17 protein-coding genes are annotated in these 18,966 nt (G+C 27.6%); 2 read left to right on the plus strand and 15 right to left on the minus strand.

What is annotated here, in order from left to right; all coding sequences use genetic code 11:
* Position 1: 1 nt before the first annotated feature.
* The 10 genes from EPJ79_RS03675 to EPJ79_RS03715 form a co-directional block, all read right to left on the minus strand.
* Complete coding sequence (locus tag EPJ79_RS03675) at positions 2 to 238, minus strand: hypothetical protein (protein WP_021958473.1); 237 nt, start codon at positions 236 to 238, stop codon at positions 2 to 4.
* An 84-nt stretch (positions 239 to 322) separates the two neighbouring features.
* A complete protein-coding gene (gene leuB / locus EPJ79_RS03680) occupies positions 323 to 1,402 on the minus strand; it encodes a 3-isopropylmalate dehydrogenase (protein ID WP_147739601.1) in 1,080 nt (359 codons plus the stop codon).
* Between the two features lie 26 nt (positions 1,403 to 1,428).
* Positions 1,429 to 1,914, minus strand: coding sequence for a 3-isopropylmalate dehydratase small subunit (gene leuD, locus EPJ79_RS03685; protein ID WP_147735776.1), 486 nt, complete (start codon positions 1,912 to 1,914; stop codon positions 1,429 to 1,431).
* A 33-nt stretch (positions 1,915 to 1,947) separates the two neighbouring features.
* The gene (gene leuC / locus EPJ79_RS03690; RefSeq protein WP_147738483.1) at positions 1,948 to 3,195 is read right to left on the minus strand and encodes a 3-isopropylmalate dehydratase large subunit; all 1,248 of its coding nucleotides are present in this window, start codon (positions 3,193 to 3,195) and stop codon (positions 1,948 to 1,950) included.
* A 42-nt stretch (positions 3,196 to 3,237) separates the two neighbouring features.
* On the minus strand, positions 3,238 to 4,740 hold the full coding sequence (locus EPJ79_RS03695) for a 2-isopropylmalate synthase (RefSeq protein WP_147526585.1): 1,503 nt from the start codon (positions 4,738 to 4,740) through the stop codon (positions 3,238 to 3,240).
* A 35-nt stretch (positions 4,741 to 4,775) separates the two neighbouring features.
* Positions 4,776 to 5,771 carry a ketol-acid reductoisomerase gene (gene ilvC, locus EPJ79_RS03700; protein WP_021958468.1) on the minus strand — a complete coding sequence of 332 codons (996 nt, stop codon included), beginning with the start codon at positions 5,769 to 5,771 and terminating at the stop codon, positions 4,776 to 4,778.
* A 76-nt stretch (positions 5,772 to 5,847) separates the two neighbouring features.
* On the minus strand, positions 5,848 to 6,360 hold the full coding sequence (gene ilvN / locus EPJ79_RS03705) for an acetolactate synthase small subunit (RefSeq protein WP_147547104.1): 513 nt from the start codon (positions 6,358 to 6,360) through the stop codon (positions 5,848 to 5,850).
* A 20-nt stretch (positions 6,361 to 6,380) separates the two neighbouring features.
* The gene (gene ilvB, locus EPJ79_RS03710) at positions 6,381 to 8,054 is read right to left on the minus strand and encodes a biosynthetic-type acetolactate synthase large subunit (RefSeq protein ID WP_147738484.1); all 1,674 of its coding nucleotides are present in this window, start codon (positions 8,052 to 8,054) and stop codon (positions 6,381 to 6,383) included.
* Between the two features lie 92 nt (positions 8,055 to 8,146).
* Entirely contained in the window at positions 8,147 to 8,278 is a 132-nt protein-coding gene (locus EPJ79_RS11880) for a hypothetical protein (protein WP_274595993.1), read from the minus strand.
* A gap of 79 nt (positions 8,279 to 8,357) precedes the next feature.
* Complete coding sequence (locus EPJ79_RS03715) at positions 8,358 to 10,412, minus strand: hypothetical protein (protein WP_147738485.1); 2,055 nt, start codon at positions 10,410 to 10,412, stop codon at positions 8,358 to 8,360.
* 347 nt (positions 10,413 to 10,759) lie between these two features.
* Here EPJ79_RS03715 and EPJ79_RS03720 point away from each other — a divergent pair, with 347 nt between their 5' ends.
* Both EPJ79_RS03720 and EPJ79_RS03725 read left to right on the plus strand, forming a co-directional pair.
* Positions 10,760 to 11,722: a class II fructose-bisphosphate aldolase gene (locus EPJ79_RS03720; protein WP_147526563.1), complete on the plus strand. Its 963-nt coding sequence runs from the start codon at positions 10,760 to 10,762 to the stop codon at positions 11,720 to 11,722.
* Positions 11,723 to 11,916: 194 nt separating this feature from the next.
* Positions 11,917 to 12,819: an SAM hydrolase/SAM-dependent halogenase family protein gene (locus EPJ79_RS03725; RefSeq protein WP_147738486.1), complete on the plus strand. Its 903-nt coding sequence runs from the start codon at positions 11,917 to 11,919 to the stop codon at positions 12,817 to 12,819.
* Between the two features lie 255 nt (positions 12,820 to 13,074).
* Here the strand turns inward: EPJ79_RS03725 and EPJ79_RS03730 are convergent, their stop codons facing one another.
* The 5 genes from EPJ79_RS03730 to EPJ79_RS03750 all read right to left on the minus strand — a co-directional run bounded on the left by EPJ79_RS03730 (position 13,075) and on the right by EPJ79_RS03750 (position 18,955).
* Positions 13,075 to 13,344 carry a hypothetical protein gene (locus EPJ79_RS03730; RefSeq protein ID WP_147738487.1) on the minus strand — a complete coding sequence of 90 codons (270 nt, stop codon included), beginning with the start codon at positions 13,342 to 13,344 and terminating at the stop codon, positions 13,075 to 13,077.
* 379 nt (positions 13,345 to 13,723) lie between these two features.
* The gene (locus EPJ79_RS03735; RefSeq protein ID WP_147738489.1) at positions 13,724 to 14,422 is read right to left on the minus strand and encodes a hypothetical protein; all 699 of its coding nucleotides are present in this window, start codon (positions 14,420 to 14,422) and stop codon (positions 13,724 to 13,726) included.
* A 152-nt stretch (positions 14,423 to 14,574) separates the two neighbouring features.
* Positions 14,575 to 16,944 (minus strand): polysaccharide pyruvyl transferase family protein, encoded by a 2,370-nt coding sequence (locus EPJ79_RS03740; RefSeq protein ID WP_147738490.1) that lies wholly within the window; start codon positions 16,942 to 16,944, stop codon positions 14,575 to 14,577.
* Positions 16,945 to 17,201: 257 nt separating this feature from the next.
* The gene (locus tag EPJ79_RS03745; protein ID WP_147738491.1) at positions 17,202 to 17,954 is read right to left on the minus strand and encodes an ABC transporter ATP-binding protein; all 753 of its coding nucleotides are present in this window, start codon (positions 17,952 to 17,954) and stop codon (positions 17,202 to 17,204) included.
* Positions 17,951 to 18,955 (minus strand): FecCD family ABC transporter permease, encoded by a 1,005-nt coding sequence (locus EPJ79_RS03750; RefSeq protein WP_147738493.1) that lies wholly within the window; start codon positions 18,953 to 18,955, stop codon positions 17,951 to 17,953. Before EPJ79_RS03750 ends, EPJ79_RS03745 begins: the two co-directional genes overlap by 4 nt.
* Between the last annotated feature and the right edge of the window lie 11 nt (positions 18,956 to 18,966).

Genomic DNA, 18,966 nt, shown 5'->3' on the forward strand with positions numbered 1-18,966 from the left:
TTTAATCTTTTTTGTTTAATTTAATTTGATTTTCCAATTCTTTAATTTTTTCGGTTAACTGCTTATTTTCTTTTCTTGAATTTTCCATAATATTTTCATACAAAACAAAAAATCTTTGGGCGTATTCAAGTTTATTTTTTAATTTTGTTATCTCTTCTTTATAAACTTCAATTTTTGATAAAAGCAATTTATTATCTTCTTGTAAATCCGAAATAATATCTTTTTCTTTGTATTCCACTTATCTTATACCTTTAATTATTTTCTATATACTATATAGTATGTTAATAAAAATCGAATTGTCAAGCGAAAAATTAAAAAAAATCTAAATTTTTGACATTATAATATCGCCCATTTCAGAACATCCGACTTTTTTATATGATAATTCCATATTTTTTGGAATTAAATCTATTGTTCTATAATTTTCTTCAATAGTTTTATTAACCGCATTCTCAATATCTTCCGCTTCTTCTAATAAATTAAAAGAATATCTAAACATCATAGATAAAGATAAAATAGCGCCTATTGGATTTGCAATATCTTTTCTAGCGATATCGGGCGCAGAACCATGAATAGGCTCATACATTCCGATAGAATTATCCGATAAACTTGCAGAAGGCGACATTCCAATCGAACCCGTTAACATACTCGCTTCGTCAGAAAGTATATCTCCAAACATATTTTCTGTTACTATAATTCCAAATTGCGAAGGATTAGCTATTAATTGCATTGCCGCATTATCGACATACATATCTTTATATTCAATCTCTTTATATTCTTTAGACAAATCGTTCATAATCTCTCGCCATAATTTTGAAGAATATAAAACATTAGCCTTATCTACCGAAACAATATTTTTTTTATTTTTTTTAGCCATCTCAAAAGCGACTTTTCCTATTCTTTTTATTTCGTCTTCTCTATAAATCATAATATCGCTTGCCTGCCTAATATTATTGACAGTTTCAAAAGAATGTTTGCCGAAATATATTCCGCCCGTAAGTTCTCTAACTATAATAAAATCTATAGAATCGTTTTCATTTATTTTAAGAGGCGATGCATATTCCAAAGGCTTTAAAATTTTTGTCGGTCTTATATTTGCATAAAGATTCATTTCTTTACGAAGTTTTAATAATCCTCTTTCGGGTCTATTTTCTGGCTCTACATTATCCCATTTATAACCGCCAACCGAACCAAGCAAAACTGCATCCGATTTTAAGCACTTTTCTAAATTTTCGTCAGTTAAAGGAATTCCATATTTATCAATCGAACATCCGCCCATATCGACATATTCCAAATTAAATTTATGCGAATATTTTTTTTCTATTTTTTTTAATATTTCTATAGCTTTTTCAATGATTTCTGGACCTATTCCGTCTCCTTTGATAACCGCAATATTTTTTTCTATTTTTTTAATTTCTTTATTCATAATAATCAACCGTTTTTTATAGAATTCAAAAGCCCGTTTGAGTTTATAATATTTTTAATAAATTCTGGAAAAGGCTCGGATTTATATATTTCGTTTTTAGTAATATTTTTTATTATTCCGTTATCAAAATCGACTTCCACTTCGTCATTATCTACAATTTTTTTGCTCGCTTCTTCGCATTCTAAAATTGCAAGCCCAATATTAATTGAATTTCTATAAAAAATTCTAGCAAAAGAAGAGGCAATAACGCAAGAAATTCCCGATTCTTTTATTGCTATCGGCGCATGCTCTCTCGAAGAACCGCATCCGAAATTTTCGCCTCCTACAATAATATCGCCTTTTTGGACTTTATTAACAAAATCTTTATCTATATCTTCCATACAATGAGATGCAAGCTCTTTATGATTAGCGGTATTCAAATATCTTGCTGGAATAATGACATCCGTGTCGATATTGTCTCCGTATTTATGAACATAACCTTTAGCTTTCATTTAATTAACTCCTTTTTTAATAAATTATAATAATTATTTTGGCTCGGTTATATAGCCCGTTAATGCGCTATAAGCCGCAGTCGCTGGACTTGCCAAATAAACCTTTGAAGTTTTATCTCCCATTCTTCCTACAAAATTTCTATTCGTAGTCGTAACGGCAACTTCATCATGAGCGAGTATTCCCATATATCCGCCTAAACAAGGTCCGCATGTCGGAGTAGAAACCGCGCATCCCGAATCGATAAATATATCCATATAACCTCTTTTAATGCATTCTTTATACACTTTTTGAGTGGCTGGAATTATAATGCATCTAACATTTTTAGCTATTTTTTTACCTTTCAAAATATTAGCCGCCGTTTCCATATCGGAAATTCTACCGTTTGTGCATGAACCTATAACTACTTGGTCTATCTTTATATTTTTAAGCTCTTTAGCTTCTTTAGTATTTTCGGGCAAATGCGGACATGCAACCGTAGGTTCCATAGAAGATAAATCTATATCTATAATTTTTTCGTAAATCGCATTTTCATCGGCTTTGAATATTTTATAATCTCTACTAACTATATCTTTTAAATAATCTACAGTCTGATTATCGACTTCAAATATTCCGTTTTTAGCGCCCGCCTCTATTGCCATATTTGAAATGCATGCTCTATCGTCCATAGTTAAAGAATTAAGTCCTTCTCCCGAAAATTCCATCGATTTATATAAAGCTCCATCAACTCCGATATTTCCGATAATATGAAGTATAACATCTTTACCCGAAACATTATTTTTTAATTTTCCTTTCAAATTAAATTTAATAGCCGAAGGAACTTTAAACCAAACCTCTCCCGTAGCCATAGCAGCCGCCATATCCGTGCTTCCCACTCCCGTAGAAAAAGCCCCAAAAGCTCCATAAGTGCAGGTATGGGAATCCGCTCCAATTATTAACTCTCCAGGCGCTATTAAACCTTTTTCAGGCAAAAGCGCATGCTCTACTCCCATATCGCCAACATCGTAATAATGTTTTATATCGTATTTATTTGCAAAGTCTCTGCATTGTTTACATTGTTCTGCGGCTTTTATATCTTTATTTGGGGCGAAATGGTCCATAACCAAAGCGATTTTTTCATTATCAAAAACTTTATTAAATCCGTATTTTTCAAATTCGTTAATCGCTACGGGACTCGTTATATCGTTTCCCAATACCAAATCGGTTTTTACTTTTATAAGCTCTCCCGCTTCAACTTTTTCTGCATTGCAATGAGCCGCTAAAATTTTTTGAGTAATAGTCATATTATAATCCTTTTTATAATTTAATTTTTATTTATTATTTTATTATAACTTATTTAGGGCATTAACATAAGCTTTTAAACTCGCTTCAATAACATTTGTGCTAACCGCTCTTCCTATAACCATTTTATCTTTTCCATCCGAAAGTTTTACTATAACCTCGCCCAAAGCGTCCTCTCCTTCAGTAATAGCGTTTATGCTGTAAGTAGTTAATTTCGCTCTGTTTGAAGTTATAGAATCTATCGCGCAAAATGCGGCGTCAATCGGTCCGTTTCCTTTCGCTATTCCTTCGACTACATTATTATCGTTATAAAGTATAGAAACCGCAGCCAAAGAAGAAATATCGCTTCCCGAATTGACTACAAAACTTTTTAAGGAATAAGTCGGATTTTCCATAACGCTACCGCTTCCTATTACCAAAGCCTCGATATCGGAATCTGTGACAATTTTTTTCTTGTCGGCTAAATTCTTAAAACTTATAAAAGCTTCTTCCAAAGTTTTTTTATCAATATCGTATCCTAAAGATTTTACTCTATCCTTAAAAGCATGCTTGCCTGAATGTTTGCCCAAAACCATTTTATTTTGAGGAATTCCTATATCTTCGACATTCATTATCTCATAAGTGCTTCTCTCTTTCAATACGCCATGTTGATGAATTCCCGCTTCATGAGCGAATGCGTTTGAACCGACTATAGCCTTATTAGGAGCGACAACCATACCAGATATTGTAGATAATAATTTTGATATTTTATATATTCTTTTTGTATTTATATTAGTATAAGCGTTATAAAAATCTTTTCTCGTCTTTATTCCCATAACTATCTCTTCCAAACTCGCATTTCCAGCGCGCTCTCCAATTCCGTTTATAGTGCATTCCACTTGAGTAGCACCCGCCAAAATTGCAGAAAGAGAATTTGCAGTTCCAAGTCCCAAATCGTCATGGCAATGAACGGATATATCTACTTTATCAATTCCTTTAACATTTTCTTTTAAATATTTTATCAAATCAGCCATTTCAATAGGCGTAGAATAACCGACAGTATCTGGAACATTTATCGTAGTAGCTCCGTTTTCAATAGCGATAGAATAAGCTTTTGCCAAAAATTCTCTATCGCTTCTAGATGCATCTTCGGCGGAAAATTCTATAAAATCAAATTTCTTTTTTGCATAAGAAACAGAATCTTTTATAGCTTTCAATACCTGCTCTCTCGTCATTTCAAGTTTATGCTTCAAATGAATATCGCTTGTCGCTATAAATATATGGAGCATCGGATGTTTTGCTTCGGCTAAAGATTCGTAAGCTCTATCTATATCTTTTTTATTGCATCTAGATAAACTTGCCAATTTTGAATTTTTTACGACTTTGCTAATTTCTTTTATAGCTTTAAAATCATCGTCCGAACAAATTGCAAATCCGCCTTCTATTACATCGACTCCCAATTTATCCAATTCAGAAGCCATCTCCAATTTTTCGTTTAAATTCATTGTGCAACCTGGCGATTGCTCGCCGTCTCTTAAAGTAGTGTCAAAAATTTTAATCTTTCTCATTTTTAAACCTCGCATATAAAACGATAAATTAAATATTATTTTTTAATCCAACTCATCATTTTTCTTAATTCCGCTCCGACTTTTTCTAATTTATGCTCGCTTTCCACTCTTTTTGTAGCGTTAAATTTTGCCTTTCTTCCTGCGCTAAACTCTTGCATAAACTCGCTTGCGAAAGTTCCGTCCTGAATTTCTCTTAAAACTTTTTTCATTTCTTTTCTCGTCTCTTCCGTTATCATTCTTCTACCCGTTCTATAATCTCCATATTCGGCAGTATTTGAAATTGAATATCTCATCATAGCAAAACCTCCAGAATATATTAAATCGACTATAAGCTTCATTTCATGTATGCATTCAAAATAAGCCATTTCAGGTTCGTATCCAGCTTCAACCAAAGTGTCGAATCCCGCTTTCATAAGCTCGGTAACGCCTCCGCATAAAACCGCTTGCTCTCCGAATAAATCCGTTTCCGTTTCTTCTCTAAAACTCGTTTCTAATATTCCCGCTCTTCCCGCTCCAATTCCGCTTGCATAAGCCAAAGCATAATCTTTCGCTCTTCCGCTAAAATCTTGATAAACGGCAATTAAACTCGGAACTCCTCTACCTTCCAAATATTGACTTCTAACGGTATGTCCAGGTCCTTTAGGCGCAACCATTATAACATCTATATTTTTTGCAGGAACTACAAATTGAAAATGAATATTAAAGCCATGAGCGAACATTAATATATTTCCTTCTTTCATATAAGGCGCGACTTGATTGTTATATATGTCGGCTGAAACTTCGTCAGGAACAAGCATCATAACGATATCCGCAGATTTTGCGGCTTCTTCAACTTCCATAACTTTTAAGCCCGCTTCTTCAGCTTTCTTAAAATTAGCGCTATTTTTTCTTAATCCTACTATAACTTTAACGCCGCTTTCTTTTAAGTTTTGAGCATGCGCATGTCCTTGACTTCCAAATCCCATTATGGCTACAGTTTTATTGTCTAATAGCCCTAAATTACAATCTGCGTCATAATATTTTTTTATCATTTTAATTCTCCTTTTATTAATTAAAATATTTTTAAATTTTTTATTTTTTATCTATAATTATTATTAATTAATTTAATCAATAATTATCGGTTAAATCAATAGTTGGAATTTTATCTCCTCGCTCCATTGCCGTTATTCCCGTTCTCGATAATTCTAAAATATTAAATTCCGAAATTTCTTTTAAATAATTATCTATAGTTTCGGGTTTATCGGTAAATTCGGTTATAATACCGCCTGAAAATTCATCCGTAATTTTAGCTTTGTATTTATTAATTATATCATATAACTCATTTTTTTTAGAATCTTCTACGGCTATTTTTAATAATAATAAATCTCTTTCAATAATATTTTCATTATCAAGCAAAAATACAGAATGAATCTCTATCAATTTTAATGTTTGTTTAATTATTTGAGAGATTTGAGATTCGTCTCCTTCCGTTACTATTGTCATCCTCGCAATATTTGGATAGCAAGTAGCCGAACAAGTTATACTCAATATATTAAATCCTCTCTGACTAAATAAAAGGCAAACTCTTGTAAGAACGCCCGAGCTATTGTCTACAAATAAAACTAAAATTCTTTTCTTCATTTTTTAACCTCTTTAAATCTTTAATTTAATATAATATCTTCAACAGTTCCGCCCGATGGAATCATAGGCAAAACTTTTAAATCTTTATCTATTATGCATTCTATCCAAACTGGAACTTTTTCTTTTAAGGCGTTATCAAATGCTTTTTCAAATTCTTCTAAAGTTTCGCATCTGAATCCTTTAGCTCCAAAACCTTCCGCAACTTTTATATAATCTATTTTTTTATTCATATCCGTGCTTGAATATCTCTCTTCATAAAAAACATTTTGCCATTGTCTAACCATACCTAATGTATTGTTATTAAATATTACGGAAATTATAGGTAATTTATATTCTATAGCCGTAGCGACTTCATTTAAATTCATATAAAAAGAACCGTCTCCCGTTAAATGAACAACATGCCTTTCAGGTTTCGCAATTTTAGCGCCAATGGAAGCTCCATAACCAAATCCCATAGTTCCAAGTCCTCCGCTCGTTATAAAACTTCTTGGTTTTGTATGATGAAGATATTGAACCGCCCACATTTGATGCTGTCCAACATCGGTTACATATATTACATTATCCTCGCATTTATAACCGATTGATTCTATAATATTTTTAGGATGAAATATATTGTCTTTGGAATATTTTTTTGTATTATTTTCTTCTTCTTTCATTTTCAAATTTGATAATTTTGAAACCCATTCGTCATTATTTAATCTATTAATCAATTTTGAAAATTTATCTAATACATCATCAATATCTCCTATTATGCTATAATCTACTTTAACATTTTTATTAACTTCGCTTCCATCTATATCTATATGCACTTTTTTAGCGTTATTTCCAAATTTTGAAGTATTGAGGGCTACTCTATCGCTGAATCTCGTTCCTATAGCCAATATTAAATCGGCTTCGTTTATAACTTTATTTGCAGTTTCGCTTCCATGCATTCCTAATAAACCGATATTAAGAGGCTCGTTATATCCTAATGTTCCAGCTCCCATTATCGTATGAACGGATGGAATATTTGTATTAATCATAAACTTTCTTAATTTATCGCTAGAATCTTTAGCGCCGCCTCCAAAATATATAATAGGTTTTTTAGACTGATTTATTAATTTTGCAACATTTTCTATAACGCTTTCGTCTTCTTTAGTTATTTTTGGATTTTTTAATTTAATTTTTTCTTTAGGTATAAAATCGGTAATATCGGCGGTTATATTTTTAGGAACATCGATTAAAACGGGTCCCTTTCTTCCCGAATTCGCTATTATAAAAGCTTTTCTTATTGTGTCGGCTAAATCTTCTATTTTTCTAACGACAAAATTATGCTTCGTAATAGTCATAGTAATTCCCGCAATATAAACCTCTTGAAAGCTATCTTTACCCATTAAACTTATTGGAACATTTCCCGTTATCGCCACAATCGGAACGCTATCCATATAAGCGGTTGCTAAAGGCGTGACTAAATTTGTAGCTCCAGGTCCGCTTGTCGCTAATATTACTCCCGTTTTTCCGCTAACTCTCGCATATCCGTCAGCTGCATGTCCAGCGCCGCATTCATCAACAGGCATTATATGATTTAATTTATTTCTATATTTATAAAGCGCATCATATATATATAATACAGCTCCTCCAGGATAGCCAAATATTGTGTCTACTCCTTGCTCTATTAAAACTTCCATAATTATTTCAGAACCGTTTAATTTCATTTTAAAACTCCTTATTAAAAAATTGCATTAATTTTAAAATATTATATTTTGTATAATATTTAAATTTTATTTTTATAAATTATTTTTATTTATTACAGAATATTAATTAGAATAGATAAGAGAATGTTAAGAATATTATTTTGATTTCTTTTATTGTTATATTTTTTAGAATAATTAAACGAATAAGAATAACTTATTTCGTTTGATGCATGAAACTTGTTCATTTTTCTTCTCCTATTTTTTTATTTATTTAGTTTTAATTTTAAAGAAATTATAACATTTTTTAAAATAAATTGCAATACTTTAATTAAATTTTTTATTCAATTCAAATATATTAATTTCTCCTACATTATTCAAATAATTAAAATTATAGTCGGTTAATTCGTTTTTAATTTTATCTATATCTTTATAATCAATCATTAAATAAAAATTATTTTCTTTAATGGAATTCAATTCGTTTCTATCATTTAAATATGAGTAATAAAGATTAGTATTCAAATAATGAAAATCATAATAATTAATAAAAGATTTATAAGCGTAAACATTATAATTATTAGTTAAAACATATTTATCTTTATCAACAACTTCAAAATAAACAAATCTTTTAGAATTAGTTATATTAAATATATAAATTATTGATATTAAAGAAAGTAAAATAATTCTAATTTTTAAATTAGTAATAAAACAAATAATTAATGGAATAAAAAATAATATAAATATATAACTTGATGCCGAATATCTTTCAAGTTTATACGGCGAAGTCAAATCTCCCAAAATTGCAAATATTAATCCTAATAAAATAATAAATATTAATAATTTAAATTTTGATTTTTCTGCGATTATATTTAAATCTTTTTTCTTTATAATTTTTGATATTAAAATAAAAACAAACAAAGTTAATAAAATTATTAATAATCCGTCAAAAGCTAAATCGTTAATATAATTAAATAATTTTCCCGAAAAAGCCAAAGAAGAAGACGCTCTATTATTTGCATTAAATAAAGAAGCGAAAAAACTATTATATAATATTCTTGAGACAAATAAAGCCGAGATAAAAGCGAGCGCATAATATATTATTATTTTATAACTTTTTATTTTTAATAAAGGATTTAATATCGCGTATTTATTTTTTAAGAATTCTAATTTATCAATATTTAAACAATAATTAAAAAATAACATTGCCGATAAAATTAAAATAAATAATAATGAAGAATATAAAGTTAAATAACCAATTCCCGCGATTATTGAAGTTAAAATTAAATTTAGGATAGAATATTTATTATAATAAATCGTATTCAAAACAAAATAAGTAATTACAATAAAGAAAGTTTCCTGCATTTGATAGGCTCTCAAAAACATAGAAAAACTTATTGATATTGGAGATAATGAAAAAATTAATAAAGTAAATATTATAAATTCATTTTTATTTTCAAATATTAATTTTAAGATTTTAAATAAAAATATAAATGAAATAATTGAAAAAATGCAATTTAAAATCGTTCCTGTAATAATTATATTTTTAATATCAACCGCTTCTCTTCCGATAAAAGCTAATCTTAAAAAAGTATAATATAAATTGCTTATAAAAGGGTCGTTAGTGTCTTTATATAATCTCTTTATATCGTTTATGCAATCTTCTATGCTTGAATTATCAAATGTTAAATCTTTTAATATATCAAAACCTTTAATATTTTTATAATTATTAATTTTATCTTCATTTGCAAAAACTTTATAATTAGCAGCGCTTAAACTATAATATTCGTCCCAATACATACCTTCTTGTTTTGAAGCCCAGTAAATTCTTACGAATAAAGAAAATGATAATATTAAAAATAAAAAACTATATAAAATGTATTTTTTGTTAATTAAATTATAAAATTTATTATAATAATAAATTTTAATATTATTCATTATAAATATTATTAAGATTGATAAATGTAATAATATAATTATCTCTATAATATTCTTTTTTATTTTTAATGTATAATTAATATTGTCAATTTTATCTTCTTCAATAATTTTTTTATCTGAAATAAAAATTCCAAAAGGACTACCAAAATAATCCATTTTAATTTCTTTCACAAAATCTGGTAAGTTTGATAAATCAGGATAAACTCCGTAAATATCGTTATTTCTAAATGTTTTGTCATAATATCTAATTCTAAAATGATAAACATAATTAGTTATATTTTCCGAATTATTTAACTTCATTGTTTTATCAACAACTAAACTAAAATCACTTAAATATCCAATTCTATTTTTAGAACCAAGAATTTGTAAAACGATTAGAGTAATAATTGTAATAATCACAAACGGAATATAAATTTTTAGAAATAAATTTTTGTTTTTAGATTTCATAGAGCGATATCCTTAAAAGTTAATTTTTGTAGACGCAAGAGAAAGCGTTTAAATGTTTCAAATAATTCTTTAGTTTTGCAATGAAAAAACAGCCAAAAATTATAATAATGGCTTGTATTGTATTGTATTGTATTGTATTGTATTGTAGAATTTACATCCGCTCATTTTTCTTTTCTCCTTTTTTCGACAATTACAAATTACAATCAATTAATTTAAGAAAATTATAACATATTTAATAAAAAATGTCAATACTAATGATTTTATTTTATTGAAAAATAATCGGTTTTATTATATTATTAAAGCGTATTTATAATTTTATTAATTTCAATTTTAAGGAGAATAAAATAATGGTTAAATTTTCAGATTTAGGTTTAGTAAATAGCCGAGGGCTTTTTCAAAAAGCTGTAAGCGGAGGATATGCAATTCCCGCTTTCAATTTCAATAATATGGAGCAACTTCAGGCAATAATTCAAGCCTGCGTTGAAACAAAAAGCCCCGTTATACTTCAAGTTTCTTCAGGCGCTAGAAAATATGCCAATCAAACTTTATTAAGATATATGGCGCAAGGAGCGGTTGAATATGCAAAAGAATTGGGAGTAAATGTTCCTATAGTTTTACATTTAGACCATGGCGACACTTTAGAACTTTGTAAAAGTTGTATTGAATATGGTTTTTCTTCCGTTATGATAGACGGCAGTCATCATGATTATAATAAAAATGTAGAATTGACAAAAAGCGTTGTAGAATATGCTCATAAATACGATGTCACAGTCGAAGGCGAATTGGGAGTTTTAGCTGGAGTTGAAGACGATGTTGTAGCCGAACAGCATACTTACACTCGCCCCGAAGAAGTTGAAGATTTTGTTAAAAAAACGGGAGTAGATTCTCTTGCAATATCTATTGGAACGAGTCATGGAGCTTATAAATTTAAACCAGGACAGAATCCTAAAATAAGGTTGGATATTCTTAAAGAGATAGAGAAAAAAATTCCAGGATTTCCTATAGTTTTGCATGGTTCTTCAAGCGTTCCACAAGAATATGTTAAAATTATTAACGAAAACGGCGGAAAATTAGACGATGCAATTGGAATACCAGAAGAGCAATTAAGAGAAGCCTCAAAAAGCGCGGTTTGTAAAATCAATATAGACAGCGATTCAAGACTAGCAATGACGGCGGCTATAAGAAAAGTATTTCATGATGACCCAAAAGAATTCGACCCAAGAAAATATTTGGGACCTGCAAGAGATGAAATGAAAAAACTTTATATGCATAAAATAAATAATGTTTTAGGCAGTAATAATAAAATATAAGGAGATATTATGGGAAAGCAACATAGAAAAGTTGTAAAAAGAAAGAGAGCGGCAAGAAGAATAAAAAGACAAAAAGACGCTCTAAACGGCAAAACAAAATAATTAAAATAAGTTTATATAGCGAGGGCGTAAGTTATTCTTATGCCCTTAATTTATTATTGATAAAATTATTTGATAAAAAAGGATTTGATAAAATGAAAAAGACAATATTTTTTATAATTTTAATTTGGACGATTTTAATTTCATGTTCAAATAAATCTAATAAATCGCCTTTGGCAATACAAACCGATTTTGGAAGAAAAGATAACGCTGTTGCAAGTATGTATGGCGTTGCTTTGAGCGTTGATAAAGATTTGAAAGTTTACGATTTAACTCATGAAATTCCCGCTTATAATATTTGGGAGGCGGCTTTAAGATTGGAGCAGACGGCAAGATATTGGCCTTCGGGAACTGTATTTATTAATGTTGTCGACCCTGGAGTTGGAACGGAAAGAAAATCTGTAGTAATGAAAACTAAAAATAATTATTATTTCGTCACTCCCGATAATGGCGCTTTAACTTTTGTGGCGGAAAGTTTAGGAATTGAAGAAGTCAGAGAGATAGACGAAGCGATTAACAGAAGAGAAAATTCCGAAGAATCTTACACATTTCATGGGCGAGATGTTTATGTTTATACGGGCGCAAAATTAGCTTCAAAACAAATTACTTTTGAAAAAGTTGGAAAATCTTTAGGAACTAATATAACTAAAATAGATTACGAAAAAGCGAGATTTGAAGACGGAAAATTTTTCGCAAATATTCCAATTTTGGATATTCAATACGGAAATGTTTGGAGTTCTTTACCAAGAAAATTAATGATAGATAACGGAATTCAAATTGGCGATATTTTAAATGTTAAAATTTATAATAATAATTCGCTTGTATGGACGGGAGACATTAAACTTGTAAATACATTCGGCGATGTGGCAGAAAATGATAATTTGGCTTATTTTAATTCAGAGCTTAATTTTTCGATTGCGATAAATATGGGAAATTTTTCAGAGAGGTATAGGGTTTACAGCGGTGCGGAATGGAGTATTGAGGTTGCTAAAATATAATTAATTTAAGCATGCCAGATATAGAATGATAGATTTGAAATTGAAAGAATTTTTATACCACAATTTATATATAAACTAAAATTTATTGTAATAATAAAATTAATTAATAAAATAAATATTGTCATAATATCCTCCTTAAAATTTATTGATATCTTTAATAGCACACTCACGCTAAAAGCATGCTTAAACCAATTATATTTCCATTTCAAAGAACCTGTATAGTAATATAACAAAAAATAAGTCAATTTTATAAATTCAATTATTATTTAAATTGCTATATAAAGTGGATGTACAATTTCCACATATTTTACTACCAATTACCGCAGCTATAACCCTCATACCTCTTTCATTAAAATCATTATCATTTTCTGTGTATATAACTTCTAAATTATTTGTATTGGGATATTTGCCATAATAAATATTCAAGTTGCTATTACAAATAGTAGATTTTACTTCTACATCGTATAATTTTAAATTTGTATAATTATATTTATTACCCAAATTTATTTTACTACATTTAGACATTCCATATACATCTATAGATATAATATTATTATATTTTGAAGTAATTTTAGTATCAAAAATATGATAATCAGAATCTCCATTAAACTCATATAATAGTAAAGCTTTTCCAATAATCGCTACCTTTTAATTTAATCAAATTTTCTAATTAATTAATATGAATTATACATTATATTAAGAATTATGTCAATACTTTTATTAGTAAATTATTTATTTTAATTTTCATAAATAACTACTATTAATACTATCTTTTGGTATCCAACCTAAAACATTTTTAACTTTTCCAATATTTGCATAAATAACAGCATAGCCTATAGTTTGATTACATTATTGATTACATGATTTTTGAGTATTAACGATATATTTTTAATAGAGCTTATTTTTATAATAGTGTTGGATTATTAAATTCATCATCTAATTCCTTTTGTTTTTGCTCTATTTCTCTATAGATATCATAAATTTCATTTTTCTCTTTTTCTATACTATACCCATTGATTTCTTTATGTATAACTTCTGATATTCTATTACAATAATTTGAAATATGCTTTATATATTTGTCAAATATAAATGAATAGTTGATACTTGATGTAGTTTGTGAGTATTTTAAATATTTAAAAATTGATTTTAATTTAGGGTAATATAGCTTATAAGAATTAGGAATATCTTTCTCATATTTTTCCAATAAAGCGATTATTTTATTTATATTATCAGAATAACCTTTAACTATTTTATATATATCATATAAATAATAAAATTGTTGTGATAAACTGCCATTATCATTATTTATATTATAATAAAATTTATCTAAATACTCTTCAGTAACTAATTTATCAATATAAAAATCAAATTCTTTGGATATATTAATACATCTATTAATTTTATTTAATTTAGACTGTAATATAAAACCTAGTATGAATATTAAAATTGGAACAATAGCTTCTATACCAACATGTATTATATCCAAATATGATGTTTTTGTTAGACTATAAATAGTATTACTATTTAATCCAAAATTTGTTATCTCAGTATAATTAGTAATATAGTTTGTAATAAAATTAGTTAATATGATTTCATTTGTCATCTATAATTCTCCATAAATAATAGATTAAATAATCATAATTCAAATATTATATTATTTCAATAATGCTAAAATAATTATAGTTTCATTTAATAGAGTTATACTAAAATCTTATATTCTCACTCAAAGCCTAATTATAAATTAATTAATATTTCTCATTTAAAAAATTTCCTCTTAAACCTCTCCCTCAATTTCCTAATAGGTATCCACCAAGCCAACTTATTAATATTCTTTTCATTTATTTTTAATGAAATCTTAATTCCAAATAAATAAAACATTAAATAATCTTTCGTATTATAAATGCCAAATAATTTTATCCAATTCTGTTTTTCATTAATATAATTCCGTAAATAATGTATCTCGCTTTCTTTCTCATTATTTTCTTCAATCAAATAATTTATTATATCGTCTCTATAATTATATTTTTCTTTTTTATTTTCTAATGCATTTTTTAACCAATTCAAGGATTTTACTTTTTCTATTTCAAGTTTTTTATTAATTTCTGTATAATCCATTTTTAGTAAAAAATCAGTATTATGCATAACTTCCGACAAATCGCTAATTATTCTGTTTTTTATATCAAACATATTCGATAAACTTTCTAATCTTGAAATTCCGCTTCCTTCGTTTAATATGCATACAAAAGGTTTATTAAAAATTATGGCAAAACAACTTCCATGAAAAGAATCGGTTATTAATAATTCAGAATTTTTTATAGTCCAAAGCCAATCTTCAATACTTATTTCTTCATTATCCTTAATTAAATATTCAATATCGAGGTTTAATTTATTTAAAATAAAATTAAGTTCATTTTCAATATTTGTATAAAGAGAATAAACGACAATAAATTTATTATTTTTATTTTTCATTGATTTGCTAACTAAATAATCGTAATCGTTAAGTAAAAATACTGGGTCTAATACATGAGTAGCTTCGACATCAAAATCTTCTTTACAAATTTTTACGCCGTCATATTCTCTAACCGAAACTTTATCAAATTGTTTTAAATAATACTTAAAAAGTATTTTATCTTTTAATTCTCCTTCAAAATAATTTATTCCAAAAGACGATGAATAAGCAATTTTATTTTTGAAGTTATATGCAAAATTTAGAAAATAAAATTGAGCCGTTTCACCATGTGCTTTTGCTCGCCAAACTTGGTCAGAACCGACTACGAAATTATCGCATTTTTCATTTAATTTTTCCAATTCTTCTTTTGAAAAATATTCGTTTGCAATATTCAAATATTTTAAACCAAATCGATTGCCTAGCATATTGGAATATAAACTATTTTTATAACAGTAAAGATTATTATAAATTATTAACGGATTATAACCCAAATCTTCTATAGTTTTATATAAAGCGTAAACCGTCAATATCGCTCCAAAATTATTTTGAAAAAGCATATTTGCTATTGCCACATTATATTTTGGATTATTTGAATTATTATATAAAGTCTCAAAATCTTCTTTATCCAAATTATCAAAAAAATATTTTCTGCTCGCAAATATAGGAACATTTCCGCCCAAACCTCCATTAGAAATATTATAAACTCTTTTATAATTAAAATTTGATTGATTAATATTTTCAAAAATTGATTTTCCTTTAATACTATTTACCAAAACCAAAGAAACTCCTTTATCGTCATTATCCTCAACGCCCCAATAATCGCCAATCGTAATATCGCCAGCTCGCTCAAATTTTCTATATTTACAACGAATGCACTCTTCTTTGCAAGAAATATGCTCCAAAAACGCTCTCATGTAAAAATCTTCGCTCTTTTTGTCTATATATTCGATTTCCGCCGATTTCAAGAAACACCCACCCAACCAACCTAGGGCTTTTTTGTCTCTAAAGCTTATATATTCTATTTTTGCAGTATCGTTAAATTTCTCCAATAAATATTTTCTCCAAACTTTTTGCGGAACTACGCTATTGCAAAGCAAATCAACCGTTATTAAATTTTCGTAATCTCTACCTAAATAAAAATTTAATGCAGAAACTTGACAAGGCGTCCCTGAAAATAAAACCAATTTTTTATCGTTTAATAATCTCTTTATTTCAGAAAAAATATTTCCCAAAGAACTTTCGACATATTTCGAGCCTCTCAATTTGTCCAAATCTTTTTTGTCTTCAATTATTATATGTTCTACACCAAGCCAATCTTCCCGCCAACTTGCGCCGCATACAAAACCGTTATTTTCAAAAACATAATCGGCAATTAAAGTAAACATTCCGCCCGAAGACGATTTCATTCTTATTTCATCGCTCGCCCTTACATCGTAGAATTCTTGATTAAAGTCGGTTTTAAAATTATCGTTTAGAGCATGGCATTTTTTAACGCATAAACCGCAATCTGTGCATAATTTTTCATCGATAACAGGACAATGAAAGCCTTCTTTAGTTTCAATCATTTTAATGCAATTATGAGGACAAACTTGTGCGCATACCGAACAACCCGTGCATTCTTTTTTGTCTAAAATATTAATATTATTACCGTTATTTTTTTCATGGAGTTTAATCATTTTGAAAACTCCTTAATATAAAAATAATTAGATAATTCTTTAATAAATAATTTTCTGCAATGAAAAAATCGCCGAAAAAATTTACAATGCGGCGTGTGTAGTGTAGTGTAGTGTAGTGTAGTGTAGTGTAGTGTAGTGTAGTGGCAAACTAAACATATAAAATTCCTACTTTATTTTTTAATGAATAAATTATAACATATTAATAAAAAAAGTCAATACTTTAATTTTCTTCTTTTATTATTAATAATTATAAAATATTATTTTATATTTTTTAAAGAATTTCTCATATACTCGACTACATTTATATTATAAATATTATTCAATAATTCTAAATTAAAATTCTCAATATCGCCAAAATATATAATCTCTCCTTTATGTAAAAGCAATATTTTATCGGCAAAATTTAAAGCGTTATTGATATCATGCATCACGGCTATAATGCATCTAAAATCTTTATTAACCCATTCTTTCAAATTATAAATAAGTTCAATTTGACTATTTAAGTCTAAATGATTAGTAGGTTCATCCATTAATATAATTTTTGGATTTTGAGCGAAAGCTCTAGCTAAAAAAACTTTTTGAAGCTCGCCACAAGAAAGTCGATTTATAAGTTTATCTTTCAAATGAATAATATTTAATTTTTCTAAACATTCAAATACAAATTCTTTATCTTCTTTGGTTGGAATTGATAAAAGTTTATCTTTAAAATTTGCGTATCTTCCCAACATAACCGTATCAAAAACATTATAATCAAAATATATTTCTGAAGACTGACTTAAAAAAGATACGGATTTATAAACTTCAATATTTTTTATATTTTTATTATTAATAAATATTGAGCCTTGAAAATCTAAAATATTGCATAAACATTTTAATAAAGTAGTTTTTCCCGAACCGTTTGGACCTATAATACATAATCTTTCGTTTTCAAATAACTTAAACGATATGTTTTTTAATATTTTTTTATTATTGTAATCGTAAGAAAAAGATAAATTATTAACTTCAATCATAGTTTATTATTCCTGCCTATAATAAAAATATATAAGAAAAAAGGCGCTCCTATCAACGCGGTTACTATGCCGATTGGAATATTCGCTCCCGAAATTATAATTCTTGAAAATATATCGGCAACATTAAGAAGTATTCCGCCAAAAAGAGCGGATATAGGCAAAACTATAATATGATTCGCTTTAAATATTTTTCTTGCAATATGCGGAGATACCAAATCGACAAATCCTATTATTCCGACAAAAGAAACTAAAACGGCGGTTATAAACGAAGAGATAATTATAAAAAATATTCTCATTTTTTTAGCGTCTACTCCAAGCGATAAACTCGTATCGTCTCCAAAAGTCATTATATCCAAAACGGTTGAATATTTAATTAAAACAAGAAGAAAAATTAAAGTAATAAAAATTATAATAAAAATATCGGCAAAATTTTTTAAATATAAATTTCCTAATTGCCATAATATTATTTGATTTGAGTGTTTAGGAAATATATAAATAAAAAAACTCATAAGAGAATAAAGAAATAAAGATATTACAATTCCAGCAAGAATTATTGAATTATTATTCATATATTTGTCTATTCTATTAGATATAAATAAAATAAATATTATAGTTATAAAAGCGAAAATAGTCGAAACCGCTACAAAAACATATTGATTAAAATATATTCCCGTAATTATTAATAATGCAGCGCCTAATCCCGCTCCAGAAGATATTCCCAAATTATAAGCGGATGCGAGCGGATTTCTTAATATTGATTGCATAACGACTCCCGTTAATGACAATGAAGCTCCGACAAAAAAAGCTAAAATTGAACGAGGCAATCTTATATTAAAAATAATATCCGCGTTGATTTTATTTTCAATTAAATTTGGGTAAAATATTTTATAAAAGAATATTGATATTATTTCTTTTGGAGATATAAAAATACTTCCAATACATATAGACAATATAATTGAAGCAAAAACAAATATAAGAATTATTATAATTTTTTTTATCATATTATTATTTT

Source organism: Brachyspira aalborgi (assembly GCF_008016455.1).
Lineage (GTDB): Bacteria > Spirochaetota > Brachyspiria > Brachyspirales > Brachyspiraceae > Brachyspira > Brachyspira aalborgi.

Coding starts and splice junctions, on each gene's coding strand:
- EPJ79_RS03695 (WP_147526585.1), bottom strand. CDS start 4,740: ATGAGAAAGATTAAAATTTTTGACACTACTTTAAGAGACGGCGAGCAA.
- EPJ79_RS03720 (WP_147526563.1), top strand. CDS start 10,760: ATGGTTAAATTTTCAGATTTAGGTTTAGTAAATAGCCGAGGGCTTTTT.
- EPJ79_RS11880 (WP_274595993.1), bottom strand. CDS start 8,278: ATGAACAAGTTTCATGCATCAAACGAAATAAGTTATTCTTATTCGTTT.
- EPJ79_RS03715 (WP_147738485.1), bottom strand. CDS start 10,412: ATGAAATCTAAAAACAAAAATTTATTTCTAAAAATTTATATTCCGTTT.
- EPJ79_RS03740 (WP_147738490.1), bottom strand. CDS start 16,944: ATGATTAAACTCCATGAAAAAAATAACGGTAATAATATTAATATTTTA.
- EPJ79_RS03750 (WP_147738493.1), bottom strand. CDS start 18,955: ATGATAAAAAAAATTATAATAATTCTTATATTTGTTTTTGCTTCAATT.
- ilvC (WP_021958468.1), bottom strand. CDS start 5,771: ATGATAAAAAAATATTATGACGCAGATTGTAATTTAGGGCTATTAGAC.
- leuC (WP_147738483.1), bottom strand. CDS start 3,195: ATGACTATTACTCAAAAAATTTTAGCGGCTCATTGCAATGCAGAAAAA.
- EPJ79_RS03745 (WP_147738491.1), bottom strand. CDS start 17,954: ATGATTGAAGTTAATAATTTATCTTTTTCTTACGATTACAATAATAAA.
- EPJ79_RS03735 (WP_147738489.1), bottom strand. CDS start 14,422: ATGACAAATGAAATCATATTAACTAATTTTATTACAAACTATATTACT.
- EPJ79_RS03725 (WP_147738486.1), top strand. CDS start 11,917: ATGAAAAAGACAATATTTTTTATAATTTTAATTTGGACGATTTTAATT.
- ilvN (WP_147547104.1), bottom strand. CDS start 6,360: ATGAAGAAAAGAATTTTAGTTTTATTTGTAGACAATAGCTCGGGCGTT.
- ilvB (WP_147738484.1), bottom strand. CDS start 8,054: ATGAAATTAAACGGTTCTGAAATAATTATGGAAGTTTTAATAGAGCAA.
- leuD (WP_147735776.1), bottom strand. CDS start 1,914: ATGAAAGCTAAAGGTTATGTTCATAAATACGGAGACAATATCGACACG.
- EPJ79_RS03730 (WP_147738487.1), bottom strand. CDS start 13,344: ATGTCTAAATGTAGTAAAATAAATTTGGGTAATAAATATAATTATACA.